This is a genomic window from Pseudomonas sp. D2002 (assembly GCF_013385735.1).
In the GTDB taxonomy this organism is placed as follows: domain Bacteria; phylum Pseudomonadota; class Gammaproteobacteria; order Pseudomonadales; family Pseudomonadaceae; genus Aquipseudomonas.
Genome location: NZ_JACAPL010000002.1, coordinates 464,787 through 481,724 on the forward strand (window position 1 = coordinate 464,787; position 16,938 = coordinate 481,724).

Sequence of the window (16,938 nt, forward strand, 5' to 3'; positions counted from 1 at the left end):
CCCGATGAAAACCTGGATGACCCTCGGGCGCGTCTCCAACCTGCCTACGGTGTGGACCAACACCCTGGCCGCCGCCCTGCTCGCCAGCAGCGCCGGCGCATTGGCACCGCCGTCGTCGCTGGTGTGGGGGTTGCTGCTGATCACGCTGTCGTTGCTGTACCTGGCCGGCATGCTGTTGAACGACTGGCTCGACGCCGACTGGGACCGGCAACACCATAACCCGCGCCCGATCACCCTGGGCTTGGCCAGCCGCCAGCAGGTGGGCCGGGCCACGGCGCTGCTGCTGATACTCGCCGCCGCTGCGGTGCTGGGCCTGAGCCGCTTGATCGACGAGCCGCATTGGCTGCTCGGCAGCGTGCTGCTGCTGGTGGGCTGCATCGTCGGCTACAACCTGCTGCACAAGAAATACGCCCACAGCGTGTGGTTGATGGGTGCCTGCCGCTCGGCGCTGTACCTCACGGCGGCGGCCAGCCTGGCGGTGCCAGCGGAGCCGATCTGGCTGTGCGCGATATTGCTCGGGGTGTACATCAGCGGCCTGACCTACCTGGCCCGCCAGGAACATCGCAACCAGTTGATCAGCCGCCTGCCGTTGCTGCTGATGCTCAGCCCGCTGGCGCTGGCGCTCTATTCCAACACGCTGTGGTTCTGGCCGGTGTTGCTGCTGTGGCTTGGCTGGTTGGGCTGGCATTACTGGAAACACCTGGCCAACCCGCCACAGCGCCAGGTGCGTGCGTTTATCGGCGCAGGCCTGGCCGCCCTGCCGCTGTTCGACGCGCTGGTGCTGGCGGTGGCCAACCAGCCGCTGGGCAGTCTGTTGTGTGTGCTGGTGTTTTTCCTGCTTCCCCACTTTCAGCGTTGGATCAAGCCGACATGAACATGCGCCAGGATGGCCTCACCGAACACCTTCAAGCCCTGACCGAGCAACTGAATGCCAGCGAACTGGCGTGGTGGCAGCAGGCGCAGGCACAGCTTGCCCTACAACCCAGCGCGACCACGGCGGCGTTGTTGAGCGGCCAGTGCAAACGTCACCTGCCAGCACCTGCCGTCACGTTGGCGCGTGGGTTGCTGCTGGCCCAAGCACTCGAACACACCCCGGCTGCCGAGCAGTTGCCGCTGCTGCACCAGCTGTTCCTGTGGGGTGACGATCAGGAAAAAGCCGCCCTGCTCAGCGCCCTCGATTGGCTCGACAGCGACGGGTTGTGCGTGGCGCTGGCCTTGCAGGCCGGGCGCACCAGCAACCCGCAGGTGTTTGCCGCCCTGGCCCTCGACACCGCGTACCCGTCACGCCATTACTCGGAGCGTGCGTTTCACCAGTTGGTGTTGAAGGCGCTGGGCATGGGCCTCGATATCGGGCGCCTGGTCGGCCTCACCCAACGCCACGGCGTCACGCTGAACCAGCTGGCCCTCGACCTGCTCGACGAACAGCTCGCCGCCGCGCGCACCGTGTCCCCCGGCCTGCCCAAAGTGATCGCCTTCGACCTGCTTAGCCCGGCGCAACTGCAACGCTTGCGCGGCCTGCGCCTGCCGCCGGAATGGCACGCCTACCTGAACTGACACCGCCCAACGCCGCCCTTTTCCTTGACGAGGATTCACCATGCTCAAGTACTTCGATCCGCATATTCATATGGTCAGCCGCACCACCGACGACTACCAGAACATGGCCGCCGCCGGCATTACCGGGGTGATCGAACCGGCGTTCTGGCAAGGCCAGGCGCGCACCAGCGTTGGCAGTTTCGTCGACTATTTCGACACGCTGCTGGGCTGGGAACGCTTTCGCGCGAGCATGTTTGGCATTCATCACTTCTGCACCATCGGCCTGAACCCCAAGGAGGCCAACGACCTGTCGATTGCCAATGAAGTGCTGGAGATCCTGCCGCGCTACCTGGTCAAAGACGGCGTGGTCGCGGTGGGCGAAATCGGCTACGACGACATCACGCCGGAAGAGGACCGTTTTCTCGCCGCGCAGTTGGAACTGGCCAAGCAATTCAACCTGCCGGTGCTGGTGCACACCCCGCACCGCGACAAGGTCGGCGGCACCAAGCGCACCCTGGCGGTGATTCGCGAAGTCGGGATCGCCGAGCACCTGGTGATCATCGACCACCTCAACGAACTGACCTTGCCGCTGGTGCTCGACAGCGAGTGCTGGCGCGGCCATTCCATCTACCCCAACACCAAAATGTCGGAGCTGCGCATGGTGGCGCTGCTCAAGGAATACGGCACCGAGAAAATGGTGGTCAACAGCGCGGCCGACTGGGGCATCAGCGACCCGCTGAAAGTGCCCAAGACCGGCCAGGCGATGTTGGCGGCAGGCTTCACTGAAGCCCAGGTGGAACAGGTGCTGTTCCACAACCCGGTGGACTTTTTTGCCCAAAGCGGCCAGCTGGACAAGGCCTTGGTCAGCACACCGCTGCCCATCGACCAGCGCAAGCAATGGCAGGAAAACTCGGCCCTGCGCGGCCAGGACCCGGTGGTCAAATGAGTGTCGGCAGCGGCTGGACGGCCGCGCAGGTCGGGTATTGCAGCAACGTGCACCCGACCCGAGACCTGGCGGGGTTAAGCGCCTCCATCGAGCAGCACTTTCAAGGCGTGCGCCGCCTCCGGGGGCTGCCGCAACAGGACAGCGGCCTGTGGATTTGCGCTCACGCGGCGGCCCAGTTACAGGAACATTCGGCGCGTGCGCAGTTCCTGGAGCGGCTCAAGCAGAGCGGCATGCGCCTGACCTCGCTGAACGGTTTTCCCTATGGCGAATTTCATCAGGGCGCGGTGAAAGCCGAGGTCTACCTGCCCAACTGGGCCGAGCCGCAACGCTTGGCTTACAGCCTCGACCTGGCGCGGATCCTCGCCGACGCCTTGCCGCCCGATTGCCGCCAAGGGGTGATTTCCACGGTGCCGCTGGGCTACGCCGCCACCTGGACGCAGGCGTTACAAGCGCGCGCCGATGCGCACTTGAGCCAACTCACCGCCGCCCTCGCCCGCCTGCATGGGGAAACCGGCAAGAAGATCGTGTTCTGCCTGGAGATGGAGCCGGACTGCGTGTTGGAAAACACCGAGCAGGCCATCGCGTTCTTCCAGCGTCGGCAAGCCATCGACCCCAACCATGCCTACCTGGCGCTGTGTTTTGATGTGTGCCACCAAGCGGTGATGTTCGAAGACTGCTACCAGTCGCTGCAAAGGCTGCATCAGGCGCGGGTGCCGGTGGGCAAGATTCAGCTGTCCAACGCGATGATTTGCCGCCTGCCGCCAGAAGCCGACCCGCGCCGTGCAACCGTGCTCGCGACCCTGGCTAGCTTTGCCGAAGCCACTTACTTGCATCAGGTCAAAGCCCTGGATGCCCAGGGCCGCTTGCGCGCCTGGCCGGACCTGCCCGCCGCCCTGCACACCTGCGCCGGGTTCAGCGAACTGCGCATTCATTTCCACATCCCGCTGTTCAGCGAACACCTGCTGCTGCCCGAACTCAGCGGCAGCCAGGTGGCCCTGGCGCAGACGTTCGATTACCTGGCGGCGCATGCTGATTTTCGCCCGGTGCTGGAAGTCGAAACCTACAGTTGGGGCGTACTGCCCGCTGAACTGCGACCCGCCACCGAGCCCGCCCAGCTGGCGGGCATTGCGGCGGAATTGCGTTGGGTCGAGGAGCAATTGCGCCAACGCAACCTGTTGCGCACCCTGGCGCAGGAGGCGTACGCCGATGCCCTCTGAGCAACCGCTGCTGCTGATCAACGTGGTCGGGCTGACGCCGTCGCTGTTGGGTGACGCGACGCCGCATATCAACGCCCTGCTCAAGACCGCGCAGATGGCCCATCTGCAACCGGTATTCCCCGCCGTGACCTCAACGGTGCAGGCTTCGATTCTTACCGGCGCGCCGCCGTCGCAGCACGGGATTGTCGGCAATGGCTGGTACTTTCGCGACCAGGCCGAGGTGCGCTTCTGGCTGCAACCGAATGCGCTGATCCAGGGTGAAAAGGTCTGGCACACGCTCAAACGTGAAATCCCAGGCTTTCGCTGCAGCCAGTTGTTCTGGTGGTACAACATGTATGCCGACGTGGACGCCGCCATCACCCCGCGCCCGCACTACCCGGCCGATGGGCGCAAGCAGTTCGGCCTGTATTCGTCACCGCCCGGTTTGCATGAGCAGATCGAGGCGCAAATCGGCGAGTTCCCGTTCCCCGGCTTCTGGGGGCCGACGGCGGGCATTGCGTCGAGCCGCTGGATCGTCGAGTGCGCGATGGCCGAGCTCCAGATCAGCCGCCCGCACCTGCAATTGATCTACCTGCCTCATCTCGATTACAGCTTGCAGCGCGTGGGGCCGGATCACCCGTCGATTAGCGATGAAGTGCGCGCCATCGACGCCGAGGTCGGGCGCCTGCTGGACTTCGCCGAAGCGCAGGGCGCGGCGGTGATGCTGCTCTCCGAATACGGCATCGAAGCCGTCACGCAATCGGTGTCGATCAACCGCGTATTGCGCGCCGAAGGCCTGTTGCACGTGCGCCAATCCTTGAGTTGGGAATTGCTCGACCCCGGCGCCAGTGCGGCGTTTGCCGTGGCAGACCATCAAATCGCGCATGTGTATGTGAAGCAGGCGCAGGACATCCCTCGGGTCAAGGCCTTGCTGCAACGCCAGCCCGGCATCGAGCAGGTGCTGGACAAGGACGAGCAGCGCGCCTGGCAGCTCGATCACCCCCGCAGCGGCGAGCTGGTGGCCGTGGCCGCAGCGGGTTACTGGTTCGATTATTACTACTGGCTGGACCCGCGCAAGGCCCCGGATTTTGCGCGCACCGTGGACATCCATCGCAAGCCTGGCTACGACCCGGTCGAGCTGTTTGTCGACCCGGCGATTCCTTTCCCGAAGCTGAAAGTGGCGCGCCGCCTGCTGCAGAAAAAACTCGGCTTTCGCTACTACATGGACCTGATCCCTCTGGACACCACGCTGGTCCGTGGCAGCCACGGCCGCCTGCCGAGCAGCGTGCAGACCGGCCCCTTGCTGATCACCAATTGTGATCTGGCGTTGCCGCAACAACTTGCGGCGACGGCAGTGAAACAACTGCTCCTGGAACATTTCCTGGGGCGCCCACACGCTGAACTGGCCAATGCCAAGGAGCTTCCATGCGGCGAGCCTTATCTATCACTGTCCTGAGCGCACTGGCCGGTTTGGCCCATGCCCAAGGCGCAAACACGTCGTTCGACTGCACGGATTTTCTGCAGTTTGGCGGCAATATCGACAAGACCCGAACCACCTTTACCCAGAGCCCCGAGACCCTGGCCTGGAACTGGTTCGTCTGCCTGAACCAACCCGCTGCCTCGCAAAGCGCCGATATGGTCTGGGAAACCATGAAACCTTCCGACCAGGTCTACCTGGCCAACGGCGCGCAACCGCTGCCCTACGCCCAACGCGTGCCCGTGCCAGCCGCCGTGCTGACGCAAGCCCAGGCGATGGGCATGAACGCCAATCGCACCTTTCACAACCTCAACGCCACGCAACAGGTGGACGGGTTGATCCTGGAAATGGGCGGCCAGGTGCCGCCCGCCCAGCAAGGCCAGGCCGTGCGTTTCCAACTGCTGATGGGGCCGGACACCTTCAACTACATCGTGCAGCAGAAGGTGTACAACGTGAATGGCCAGGCCGCGCTGACCAGCGACTTGAACTTCCCCTCCAGCGCCTGGGAGTTGAAGGCCGCCTGGCTGTGGATCGGCAACAACCCGACCTATCAGCAGCAACTGGCCAACGATGGTTACTACATCGCCCAGACCTACTACCAACAGGGCAACCAGTACGTGGTCGGCTATGCGGCGTTGAGCGGCTTGCATGTGATCAACAAACTCAACCCCGACTGGGTGTGGACCACGTTTGAGAACCGCAACAACAGCAAGTACACCGTGACCAACGCGGTCCCGCCCACGCCGATGACCAACAGCACCGGGCCGACGGCGGCGGCGCAACCGGTCAATAGCAGCTTTCAGGCGAGTTACCCGACGCTGGCGCAGTACGAGCTGATCGGCGTGCAGTCCAACACCACGCCCACCCTGCTCGCCAACTCCCAGCTGGAGTCGGCCTTCCAGAACATGTCTTCGTGCTTCGCCTGCCACGGCACCGCCGCGTATTCACCGACCAAAGGCTACTTCAATTTCGCCCTCAAACAACAGGGCGGCATCGTCTACCCCACCGCCGCACTGCCGGCTTCCGACTTTGTCGGGTATCACAAACTGGACTTTGTCTGGTCGCTCAAACGCGCCCAGTGGCAACGCTAAGGAGCATGACATGAGCGTATTGAATTTCCCGCGTATCTACCTGGGCGGCCATATGTTCTGGAACCCGCCGACCGCCAACAACAACGACATGTACCCGCTCTACGATGCGGTGAAAATGCAGATGAACTGGCCGTTCCTGAAGGCCTTCGACATCACGCCGTTGAATGCCGCCAGCACCCTGCTGCCGTGGACGATTGCGCCGTTGGCGCCGGCCAGCGTGCCCAACTATGTGATGCAAGTGCCCGGTAACGCCGGGCAATTGAGCTCGCCGATGATTCCCGGTGAATGGAACCTGTTCGGCGACAACGCCTGCGGCACCGTGAGCTACAACCAGACCCAGTCGGTGATCACCGGGGGCGAGTTGCCCAACGGTGGTTATGTAAGCCAGGACCCGCTGATCAACCAGAGCTATCAGCTGCTCGGCAATCCGTTTGGCGGCGCACCCTCTTCCCCTGCGCGCTTTGTCGATGTGAGCCCGTGGCAGAACACCTTCACCGCGCTGTACTTCGACAAGCTGGTGCTGGGCAATGCGCAATGCGGCCTGACGCTCAACCGCGAGCACCGCATGCTCGACCGTTTCCTCAATTTCAATTGGGCCAACCTCGGCGGCCTGGCCTACGTCACCACCACTTGGCAGACGTGTTTTCCCAAGGCAAACCTTGAATGGGTGATCGGCAATTCGGCCCTGCTGCAAAACCTGCAGGCGCAGATGGCGCAACAAAACGCCAAGGGCTTGATGTTCCGCTTTACCACTTACCTGACCTGCTACGACAAGAACGGCATCTTCAACGACTACCCGCCTATCGACACCCACAGTTCTACGCCTGCGGCCCAGGCCAAGGTGCAGGCCATGTATCAACAGGCGCTGGACAATGTCGGCGATATTTTCTTCAACCCGGCGTATAGCCGCACGGTGGGCAGCCTGGGGCTATGGTTTGAGGATGAGTTCCCCACCGCCCCGGCAGGCAGGCGCCTGGTGCCGGCCGCCAAGGTGCCGATCTACAAAACCTCACCGGGCACCACCAGCCAGGTGCAACTGGGCGTGATCTCGGCCCAGGCCCATGGCACTACCTTGTCCCTGGACCTGGGCAACGCCTTCCCGTTCTATCCCGTGGACAGCAAAGCCGACATCCCCGTCGCCGCCAAATACCAGGCCGGCAACTACCAGATTGGTATCCGCCAGGGCACGCAATTCAGCCCGCTGGCCAGCTTCGGGTATGAGGACTATCAACAGTTGGCGTTCGACAAACGCGCCGGCATCCTCGACCTGCCGCTGACCGTGCAAGCCCAGGCACAGCTGCAAACCGGCACCCTGGAACTGCAACAGCAAGGCACCACGCCGATCATCGCTGCGACCCAGCAACTGTGGACCGCCGAAGTGGTGCAGAGCGCCGGTTTTATCGACGTGGGCGACACCAAGACCCTGCAGGTCATGGTGCAATACGACGGCCAGCCGGCGCCGGAGGGCACGGTGTTGTGGGTGGCCGAATACGGCAATGCCTACATGCTGTGCACCACTGATTACTACCTGGCGTTCAGCAACGCGGCGGACTTCACGCTGTTCTACAACGACCCGCAGAACCCGGCGAACAACAGCCCGAACCTGCCGCAGTTCAGCGGTGCCAAGGCCGTGCCTGGCCAGATCACCGAGGGCACCGGGCGCCAGCTCATGGCCACCCGGCTGGCGGTGTCGGCCGATCAGACGACGCCGGTGACTTATCAGCAATTTCTGCCGACACCGGCCGCTGTCGCCTTGAGCCCAACGCTCACGTTCGCCAACCCGATTGCCATGCAAGGCACGCTGCAAGACCCACTGAACAGTCCGGTGAACTACAGCCTGGCGCAGATCAAGACCGACGCCAATGGCATCGCCAACCTGACCGTCACTGCCCAGGCGCCGGGATTTCCGACCTTGCGTTTCTTTGTGCAGGACGGCCAGCAGGCGCCAGTGATTCCGTTCAGCTTCCCACTCAACCAGGCCTTTACCGATTTCCTTGCACCCCTGCGCGTGCTGCCGCAGGAACCGCAGATGCAGCAGGACTTCGTGAATGCCTGGAACCTGATTTACCAGCGTGCAGACGCCGGCAAGTTGATCTGGGAGACCTTCATCTACCCGTTCATTTTGCAGCCGTTCTATTACCTGTACCCGATCATGAGCAAGTACATGCCGCTCAATAACCTGACGCGCATCGAGGGCGCCGTCGACCAGTTGATTGTGCTGATCAGCAAGGCATACCAGGAGGAAAGCACCCTGGCGATGCCGATCACCCGCGACATGCCGCAAAGCCGCCGCGCGGTGCTGGAGCTGTGGGCCCAGGCGCTGGTGAAGCGCAATTACCCGCCCGTGCCGCTGAGCATGACTGACTACCAATAAGCCGCACACAGGACCACCGGGTGACGCAGCTGTCACCCGGCTTTCACAGGAGTGTTTTATGAACGCCAGCCTTTTCAACCGCCTGTTGCTGCTGATGCTGCTGCTCAGCCCCGCTGCATTTGCCGGGGACGACAGCGGTGCCGTGTACTTCACCAACGGGGTGCACAACAGCGAAGGGTGCACTGCGCAGAACGGCAATTGCATCGCCAAGCGCGCGCCCGGCGACCCGTCCGATCCGTTTTTCCCGGCGCAATGGATCAGCGACTGGACGATGTACCGGGTGATGAACAACTACCAGAACAACCCGCCGCCCTACAGCAACCCACCCGCCACGCTCAAACCTGCCGACTACACCGTGTCGCGCGGGACCAGCTACTACGACACCACCTACATCCCAGCGGACGGCGATGGTTTCGGCGCGATGATGGAGCACTACGAGAAATATTGCCTGCCGATCTTCCCGATCAAGAACAACAACTACAGCTGCTCGTTTGTGTCCCTGGGCAACAAGGCGTACTTCCTGACCTACCCGCAGGACCGCCCGAAAGACATGCCGGCCTGCTGCATGTTTTCGCCGATGAACCATCCGCCGCGCCAAGACTTTATCGAGCACCTGCCCTACAGCGCCGAGCGCAGCAAACACCTGAATGGCAGCGTTCAGGCTTATGCGCTGGACCTGGACTCACCGTCGGGGCCGATTCTGTTCGGGTATGCGTTTAACAAACAGCAGACGGGCAAACCGCCCTACCGCTTGCCCCAGTCGTTCTTCTTTTCCGGCGATACCAGCGTCGCCAACGCGCCCATCGTGAGCCAGAACTACACCAACTTTCGCATTGCCAAGCCCAACCCGGCGCAAACCTGGGACCAAGTGGCCGCCATGTGCCCGTCGAACCCGCCGCCGTGCCAATTGTTCGAGCCGCCCGCTTCACAGAGCAACGGCCACAAAGCGCAGTGGAACCAGCTCATGCAGCGCAAACCCTGACCACAAGGACGTATCGCCATGAAAACACTCGTGAGTGTGATGTTACTCGGGCTGGTCAGCTTGTCGGCCCAGGCGCGGGAAGCGCCTGAGCCGTCGACGCTGGTCACCCCACTCAACTGCCAGCCGCCCAGCAGCGCACCGGCGGCCAACGCCAGCCAGGATCAGTTCGATCAATACAGCTGGCAGCTGTTTATCGCCTTGAACTGGCCGGCCCAGGATGGGCAGCGCGGCACGCCCAATTGCAACAAGCAGCCCGGCGACCCCGGCTACACCGTGTGGCAAACCTACAAGACCGTGAGTGAAATTTTCTTGCCGGGCGCCGCCAACCCGGGGCCGTGGAACAGCCCGCTGACTGCCAGGAGCCTGGGCATCATCAACATTGCGGCGTTGAAAAACAGCTCACTGGTCAACTCCATCGACCAGGCGGTGGGCGGCTGGCTGATCGACCAGGCGGGCAACCCGACCTACTACGATATCTCGGCCAACCAGGCCTCCTACAACTACATCGTCGGCAATAACTTCTACAACGCGAATGTGGTGTCCAAGGCCAGCACCATCAACTTCCCCAACGGCGTCATCGAGGTCAAATCCAGCTGGCGGATCCTCACCGCCCGTGACAATGCCAGCCATTACCTGACGCAGTTTGCGCGGGTGGCGCGGTTCAACAGCCAGGGGCAGCGCATTGGCGTTGGCGAGGCGTATTTGGGGCTGGTGGGTTTGCACATCATCACCAAGGTCAATGGTTACCCGCAGTGGATCTGGTCGACCTTCGAGCAGGTCGAAAACGTGCCGCCCAAAGCCAAGGTCAACGGCCAGTGGGTCGACCAACCCGTGGCGGGCACCGCCTACTCCTACTTCAATGCCGCCGCCCCCGCCGCCGCGCTCAACCAGTCGCCCTGCAACTGGCAGACCCAAGGCACGCAACTGGTGTGCGTGCCCAAACCCGGCACCACCTTCCAGACGCCCAACCCGCTGAACCGCGTGACACCGATCGCCGATGTCACCGGCTGGGTCAACAACAACTACCGCACCAACCCCGGCCTGCAACGCAGCGTGTTGAAGTACTACCAGTTGATCACCACGCAGCGCCCGTTGCTGCCGAACAACCCGAGCAACCCCTTGGGCCAGCCGACCCCGGCACTCTCGGCCAACGTGACCATGGAAAGTTATATCCAGCCCAACAGCAGTTGCATGAACTGCCACTCCATGGCGACGCCGGTGAAGAGCCCGTTCAAATCCGATTTCTCGTACCTGTTCAAATTCGCCAACCCACCGTTTACCCCTCACGCCACGGACAAGGAATAGACCATGAGCATCCTCAACGGACCACGACTGAATTTCTGGGGCGGCATCCGCACGGACGTGAGTTTGCCGAACAATTCGCCGACCATTCCTTTCAATGGCAATGATGACTGGCCGCTCTTCGACCTGACCACCTCGACCATGGCGCCGGGCGCGCAGTCGTATACCGACGACCAGCTCAACAGCATGATCAACGCGCCCACCGGCAACTACTACACCGCAGGCGGCTGGAACCACTACGGCCAGCATGTGGTGGACATGCAAAACGCCTTGATCAGCTCCCAAGGCAACCCCGGCAGCGTCAGCACCACGGGTGACCAGGTCGGTCAGCCGGTGTACCTGCTCGGTTCGGTGGACCCGGTGACCGGCCAGGGCCCGGTGTCCGGACCGATGATGGTCGACCTCGACCCCAGCGCCTCGACCACCACGCAGATTTTTGTCGGCGGCCTGCAAATCGGCAGCAACGACAATATCCAACTGCTGATTCGCTGCAATGCGGTGTGCAGCAGTTTCGACGTGACCACCCGCGTGCTGGAGCCGGCGAAGATGGATGCACCGGGCTCGTTTCACGCCAGCGGCACGTTTCAGCTGACGTTTCCATTGAGCAGCATCGTCAGCTGGAACAAGAACAGCAGTGGCCTCAAGGCGATCATCCAGGCGCCGGGCGCAACCGGCATCGTCTTGCGGTTTGTGATGTTCGAAATGTGCCCGCAGATGACCACCGCGCAGCTCGACGCCGATTACGCCGCCGGTAAGTACACGCCCAACCCGAGCATCGGCCGGGTCATTGGCACACTGGCCCCGGCGTTTGCCGGCGAACCGCTGAGCTGTCAACCGGGCCGGCAATTGGTCAACACGAACACCAAAAATGCGGCTTACGCGGCGGTCGGCAATACGGGGGTGTTGAGCCTGGACATGGTCAACGTGATTCCCAAGCAAACCTTTCGTGCCGTGCGCGACGACATTACCAGCCCCATCGGGCCGAATGCGAACTATGGGCCGGTGACCATTTCAGCCGGCACCACCGCACTGCTCACCCTCAACCCGACCGCCAGCCCGCTGGTCAATTACTACGTGTATGGCGGCATTGTCGACCTGCCCCTGGATGTGAGCCAGCAGCAAACCGTCAATACCGCACCGCTGAGGATCACCGCCCCCAACCTCGTCGCGGGTAAGTCGCTTAACGCCACCGAGTCGATCTACCGGGTGTATGCCAACCAGCGCAACGTGTACCTGGAGGATTACCCCAACGGCCTGACGATCAACCTGCAAGTGCGCTACCTGGGCGGGCCGGTGCCGAATGCCACGAGCATCAGGCTGGGGGCCAGTGCGCCGGGGGTCTACGATCAGAAGCAATACATCGACTTCCTCAACTTCCCGCCGTCGCTGACGGTGAGCGCCGGCCAGCAGGCGGTGAGTTTTCCGGTCACGCTCAAACCGGGCAGTGCCGCCCAGGCGGGGTTCGTCGCGCTGACCTGCACGGCCAATGGCGTGGACGCCGGCGCGTTTTTCACCAACTTTCGCAAGTACGCGCAGACCGATTTCGGCATCGCCAGGGGCAGCACCATCACCTGGCAGCAGGTGTACCCCAACGTGCTGCGTTTTCACTACCTGGCCTTCCCCGCCATGTCGCGCTATGTGCCGCTGAACCAGCCCGACGCAATCATGGCGGCGAAGAACGCCATCCTCGCGCGCACCGCCGACGCCTATAAAGGCACCACGCTGTTCATGCCGGTGGTGCGCTCGATGTCCCCCGCCCAGCGCGCACTGCTGCGCGCCTATCTCACCGGCAGCCCATGGCAACCGCCGCAATAGGAGGCAAACACGATGACTCTGCATATTCCCGCCCAACCTATCGACAACCTGCGCCCGAGCACTTTTATCGCTGAAGGCCTGCTCAACCCGCGTGGTGTGTGCCTGCAAGCCGATGGCAGCCTGTTGCTGGCCGAAGCCGGTTCGGGTTTACCGGACCAACCGTTCAGCGGCCGCATCAGTCGCCTGCCACCCGACCCGCTGCAGCCTGGCGCTTACCTGCCCGGCGAAGTGCTCGCCCAGGGTTTTCGCAGCATTAACATGCAGGCACGCATGCTGCGGGATGAAATCATGGGGCTGTCGGACATCGCTTGTGGCGACGGGCGCTGCCTGGCCAGCCAGACCGATTATGTCGGCGGCTCCAAACTGCTCGACCTGCAATACAGCCCGCCCGAGCCGGTGTTTCACAGCCGTGGCAACCTCAATGCGCTGTGCTATCACCCGACGCGGCGCAGTTGGCTGGCGGTCAAACCCGATACCAACCAGTTGGTCGAATTTCGCAGCGGCGAGGAGGAACAGGTGCTGGCGCAACTGCCGACACTCGATCAAGGCCAGGAGGCGGTGCCCGTCACCCTGGTGTACGAGCCGGAAACTGACGGAGTTTTGATCAGCCTGTTCTCCGGCGAACTGCACGGTGAGCCCGCGCGTAAAGGCATCGACTTTGCCGACTTCGCCGGGCAGGTGATTCGCGCCCACCCGGCCAGCGGCCAGTTGGAGGTGGTGATACGCGGCCTGCAGTTGCCCACCGGATTGGCGTGGTGCCCGCACGGCAACCTGCTGGTGCTGGAGCTGTGCAGCCATCTGCAACAACCGCTGCCGCCAGACTGGAGCGGCGCGCCCCTGCATGGCGGTTTTACCCGGTTCAGCGGGCGGTTGTTGCGCTGCAACCTGCACAATCACCAGGTGGAAGTGCTCGCGCGCGGCCTGGATACGCCGTCCAACCTGTGCCGCGTGCCGGGCGCCGTGTTAGTCAGCGAAGGCATGGGGTTAACGGGTCGACCGCTGCCCCGGCCCGACAACACCGTGGCGCCGTTGACGGGCAGGCTGCGGCGGGTGCAGCTGTGAACCTACACCGCATCCTCTAACCGCAAAACGGTCGCAGGCCCGGCACGAAAAGACGGATTGTGCTTGGCCGCTTCCAGCATATGCGCAGCCGCGTGGTGGGCCTCCAGTGCAGCGCTGGAGGCCCACTTTTCGATCAGCACAAAACTGTCGGGGTTGCCCACAACCGGGTGCAGGTCGTATTGCAAACAGCCCTGCTCGGCCCTGACGTGAGGGGCCAGCCGTTCAAACGCGGCGAGCTGCTGCGAGCCTTTGCCGGGCTGGGTAGTGATAATGACCACAAGCCGCACTTCATCTGACATGCACACACCACTGCGTAAGTTGGACAAGGAATGCGCACAGTACGTGAGCCGAATGCCTCGATGCAAAAATCTGCAAATGCCTTGTGCATTTCACGCGGTTTTCACAGTCGGGCGCCTAGTCTGAATTCAGCTCCTAAGCGAACACCTTTAAGCCCGCGCCCCCATCGTGGGCTTTTCTTTGTCTGCGATTTGGGTCGCGACGACGTCCTGCCTCAGCCGATAAAAATGCTTTAATGCGGCCGCAATCAATCACCTCGGCATCGGCTGTCGATGCTGGCCTATTGAAAGGGAATTCATGAAAAAGCGACTTCTGGGTGTTTTTATCGGTGTGCTTCTCGCAGGTTGCACCAGCGCCCCACGCTATCAAGTGCCGGATGGGCTTTGGTATGCAGAGAAAGAAGACCCTACCCGGTACGGGTATCAGGTTTACGTTTACTTCAAGAACGACAAACAGTTTATCTGGTGGCGGACCAAGGAAACTCAGGACGTGGTGATGCAGCGCTGGGCTTACTACACCCATGACCATCCTGGCGTTGACCACCCGACTGCGTTTACCCGTGAAGGCGACTCGATAAAGGGCGAGCGGATCTTGATCAATAAAAACGACCAGGGCGTTCTTCAAGCCACCACCACTCAAACGTTTACCGGGCGTTTTCAGGGCGACACGCTCGAGATGGCGCTCACGACTACTGCAGTTTGGGCCTCTGGTAACGATGCTGGGGGTAATGTAGTGCGCTGGTCGATGAAGCGCCTCAAGCCTCAGGCCGCCAAATGACCCGGCGACTGCCGGGCCTTTGCCAACAACAAAAGGAATTGAAATGCGATTAACGCCAGCCTTGTTAGCGCTTGCCCTTGCAGGTTGCAACGCCAAGCCGCCCCAGCTTTCAGAGAGTGCACAAGCCAGGCTGGACGCCCCCTTGCCCACCTCTGAAAAACAACGCGTTTGGGAGTGCGCGGGAACGAGCAATGTCGTTGAAGGGCACAAGTTCGTGCTCAAACTGCAAGGAAAACCCGCGGACTGGGGTGGCGAAATCTGGTCGACCCTGGAGCGAGCCAAACGCCTGGGCTGTACTCAAGCAGAGATGGACGCTCCGGACATGGGCCATTGGTCGAGCCCATTCGTGGTGCCGCACCCGCGCTGATTGCTCTTCGCAGGCGACAGGCATACGGCCATTTTTGCTACGTGGAGCGGCTTTCGTTACGATTTTGTTGTTTTTTTACGCCCTTCCCGTTCTTTCGCTCGTATTGGTGGTGAATAAACCAGACGACCAAAAGCAGGCCTGCCAAGCCGAAAATCAATAGCAACAGCTCTATTGCGGGACCTTCGTGTGAAAACATTTTTCGTTCCTCGTCCTGAAGTCGCACGACCCAGAAAAGGCCGCACCCGAAATTATTCGTAACAATTCAAACATTTTCAGGTTAGCGATCAAAACGCCAGGTGGCAACCCGCAATTGCATCGAAACTATTGATCTAGACGGGTTGCCTATGGAACACAAAGGCGATACGGACGAATTCACCCTGACCTTTCCGGATATTTTCGTGAACGGCGAAAAAGTCCCCATGGCGCCCATTCACTTCAAGAAACGTGAAGAGCGCTATGCGCCGGTGTTCAATTGCTGAGTTGATCCCTCACAACGTTTAATTGTCGGGATGCTCACTGGCGACCGAATCGGCAGCGTCCACATCCGACATGTCCTCTTCCAGGGGCGCATCGTCCTCCGGCGGCAATGGAACCGCTTCCTCATCACGCCGAGGATCATGGCCGGTTTCATTGTCTGTGCCGCGCGTGACGGCTTGCTGGGATAGATTGCCTGGGGCTTTCTCGTTGATGTCCATGCTGGCTCTCCACTCTGGCGCGCGGAAAAACCCGCGCTTAAGCTTGAGAGGCGGCACCGCTTGCAAAGTGCAGAGCGTTAGACGAATGGCTTCCAAAGAAGGCGCTTCAAGCACGCCGGACGAACAGTAAAAAATGTGCAGCGTCGGCCCATCAAATGCGAACGGCAGGTTTCCCTGCCCCACTCGCGCTGAGCATTGGCGCCCTGTATAAAGACAACCTTTTTGACATTGCCGACAGGGAGACAGCCAAATGGCATTTCTGACAGACACTCAACTCAAGGAAATGGGCTTCAAGAAGCTGGGCAAGCAGGTAAAGATCAGCGACAAAGCCTCCCTTTACAACTGCGATCAACTTTCAATCGGCGACTACAGCCGCATCGATGATTTTTGCGTGATCTCGGGAAAAGTAACCCTTGGCCGGAACGTGCACATTGCTATTTTCAGCAACGTGGCCGGCGGCGAGTCAGGTGTGACCATGGAGGACTTTTCCGGCCTGGCCTACGGCTGCCAAGTGTTCACTCAGTCAGATGACTACTCAGGTAAAACACTGACCAACCCAACCGTCCCCAGCGCCTACAAGACTGAAACCAAAAGCCCTGTCCATATCGGTCGGCACGTGATCATAGGCACCAACTCAATCGTGCTTCCGGGTGTAAACCTGGCCGAGGGATGTTCTGTAGGAGCTATGACCATGGTGACCAAATCCACCGAGGCCTGGGGGATATACTTCGGCATTCCGGCCAAGCGCATAAAGAACAGAAGACGTGACCTTCTTGATCTTGAAGCGCAGTACCTTGCTTCGCAAAAGGATTAATCCATAGCGAAGTCAGCCGGCCCGTCAGCGTGCTACAGCCCTGGCGTTGGCTTGGCGCATTCTCCTCACCCCGACATTATTGGCGTACTCGTTTGGGCCCTGCCTGAAAGTTCCGAAGCGCCAATGAAATAAAAACCCCGGCAGCTAGCTCCATTCAATATAAACACCTGTGAGAACTGACAGTTACCTCCCTGCTGAAAGCGGCGTACG

General features: G+C 61.5%; 17 protein-coding genes. 15 read left to right on the forward strand and 2 right to left on the reverse strand.

What is annotated here, in order from left to right; all coding sequences use genetic code 11:
* Window positions 1–4: 4 nt before the first annotated feature.
* Genes HX783_RS02110 through HX783_RS02160 form a run of 11 tightly spaced genes read left to right on the forward strand, consistent with a single transcriptional unit; the run spans window position 5 to window position 13,778 of the window.
* Complete coding sequence (locus tag HX783_RS02110; RefSeq protein ID WP_159961417.1) at window positions 5–874, forward strand: UbiA family prenyltransferase; 870 nt, start codon at window positions 5–7, stop codon at window positions 872–874.
* Complete coding sequence (locus HX783_RS02115; protein ID WP_177015782.1) at window positions 871–1,554, forward strand: EboA domain-containing protein; 684 nt, start codon at window positions 871–873, stop codon at window positions 1,552–1,554. Before HX783_RS02110 ends, HX783_RS02115 begins: the two co-directional genes overlap by 4 nt.
* Before the next feature lie 40 nt (window positions 1,555–1,594).
* On the forward strand, window positions 1,595–2,479 hold the full coding sequence (locus tag HX783_RS02120) for a TatD family hydrolase (protein WP_177015783.1): 885 nt from the start codon (window positions 1,595–1,597) through the stop codon (window positions 2,477–2,479).
* Window positions 2,476–3,696: a metabolite traffic protein EboE gene (gene eboE, locus HX783_RS02125; protein WP_177015784.1), complete on the forward strand. Its 1,221-nt coding sequence runs from the start codon at window positions 2,476–2,478 to the stop codon at window positions 3,694–3,696. Before HX783_RS02120 ends, eboE begins: the two co-directional genes overlap by 4 nt.
* Window positions 3,686–5,131 carry an alkaline phosphatase family protein gene (locus HX783_RS02130; RefSeq protein ID WP_177015785.1) on the forward strand — a complete coding sequence of 482 codons (1,446 nt, stop codon included), beginning with the start codon at window positions 3,686–3,688 and terminating at the stop codon, window positions 5,129–5,131. Before eboE ends, HX783_RS02130 begins: the two co-directional genes overlap by 11 nt.
* A complete protein-coding gene (locus HX783_RS02135; protein WP_177015786.1) occupies window positions 5,101–6,243 on the forward strand; it encodes a hypothetical protein in 1,143 nt (380 codons plus the stop codon). Before HX783_RS02130 ends, HX783_RS02135 begins: the two co-directional genes overlap by 31 nt.
* Before the next feature lie 10 nt (window positions 6,244–6,253).
* The gene (locus HX783_RS02140; protein ID WP_177015787.1) at window positions 6,254–8,617 is read left to right on the forward strand and encodes a hypothetical protein; all 2,364 of its coding nucleotides are present in this window, start codon (window positions 6,254–6,256) and stop codon (window positions 8,615–8,617) included.
* 58 nt (window positions 8,618–8,675) lie between these two features.
* Entirely contained in the window at window positions 8,676–9,599 is a 924-nt protein-coding gene (locus HX783_RS02145) for a hypothetical protein (RefSeq protein WP_177015788.1), read from the forward strand.
* A gap of 18 nt (window positions 9,600–9,617) precedes the next feature.
* Complete coding sequence (locus HX783_RS02150; RefSeq protein WP_177015789.1) at window positions 9,618–10,904, forward strand: hypothetical protein; 1,287 nt, start codon at window positions 9,618–9,620, stop codon at window positions 10,902–10,904.
* Between the two features lie 3 nt (window positions 10,905–10,907).
* A complete protein-coding gene (locus tag HX783_RS02155; protein ID WP_177015790.1) occupies window positions 10,908–12,716 on the forward strand; it encodes a hypothetical protein in 1,809 nt (602 codons plus the stop codon).
* A gap of 12 nt (window positions 12,717–12,728) precedes the next feature.
* Window positions 12,729–13,778: a hypothetical protein gene (locus HX783_RS02160; RefSeq protein WP_177015791.1), complete on the forward strand. Its 1,050-nt coding sequence runs from the start codon at window positions 12,729–12,731 to the stop codon at window positions 13,776–13,778.
* 2 nt (window positions 13,779–13,780) lie between these two features.
* On the opposite strand, the gene HX783_RS02165 is transcribed toward HX783_RS02160, so the two are convergent.
* Window positions 13,781–14,077 (reverse strand): putative quinol monooxygenase, encoded by a 297-nt coding sequence (locus tag HX783_RS02165; RefSeq protein WP_177015792.1) that lies wholly within the window; start codon window positions 14,075–14,077, stop codon window positions 13,781–13,783.
* 295 nt (window positions 14,078–14,372) lie between these two features.
* Here HX783_RS02165 and HX783_RS02170 point away from each other — a divergent pair, with 295 nt between their 5' ends.
* The 3 genes from HX783_RS02170 (at window position 14,373) to HX783_RS29870 (ending at window position 15,698) form a co-directional block, all read left to right on the forward strand.
* Window positions 14,373–14,852, forward strand: a complete 480-nt coding sequence (locus HX783_RS02170) for a hypothetical protein (protein WP_159955695.1) — start codon at window positions 14,373–14,375, stop codon at window positions 14,850–14,852.
* Window positions 14,853–14,895: 43 nt separating this feature from the next.
* Window positions 14,896–15,219: a hypothetical protein gene (locus HX783_RS02175; protein WP_159955693.1), complete on the forward strand. Its 324-nt coding sequence runs from the start codon at window positions 14,896–14,898 to the stop codon at window positions 15,217–15,219.
* 344 nt (window positions 15,220–15,563) lie between these two features.
* A complete protein-coding gene (locus HX783_RS29870; RefSeq protein ID WP_256347084.1) occupies window positions 15,564–15,698 on the forward strand; it encodes a hypothetical protein in 135 nt (44 codons plus the stop codon).
* An 18-nt stretch (window positions 15,699–15,716) separates the two neighbouring features.
* Here HX783_RS29870 and HX783_RS02180 read toward each other — a convergent pair whose 3' ends face one another.
* Window positions 15,717–15,914: a hypothetical protein gene (locus HX783_RS02180; RefSeq protein WP_177015793.1), complete on the reverse strand. Its 198-nt coding sequence runs from the start codon at window positions 15,912–15,914 to the stop codon at window positions 15,717–15,719.
* Window positions 15,915–16,164: 250 nt separating this feature from the next.
* Between HX783_RS02180 and HX783_RS02185 the strand changes: the two genes are divergently transcribed.
* The gene (locus HX783_RS02185; RefSeq protein ID WP_177015794.1) at window positions 16,165–16,728 is read left to right on the forward strand and encodes an acyltransferase; all 564 of its coding nucleotides are present in this window, start codon (window positions 16,165–16,167) and stop codon (window positions 16,726–16,728) included.
* Window positions 16,729–16,938: the final 210 nt, after the last annotated feature.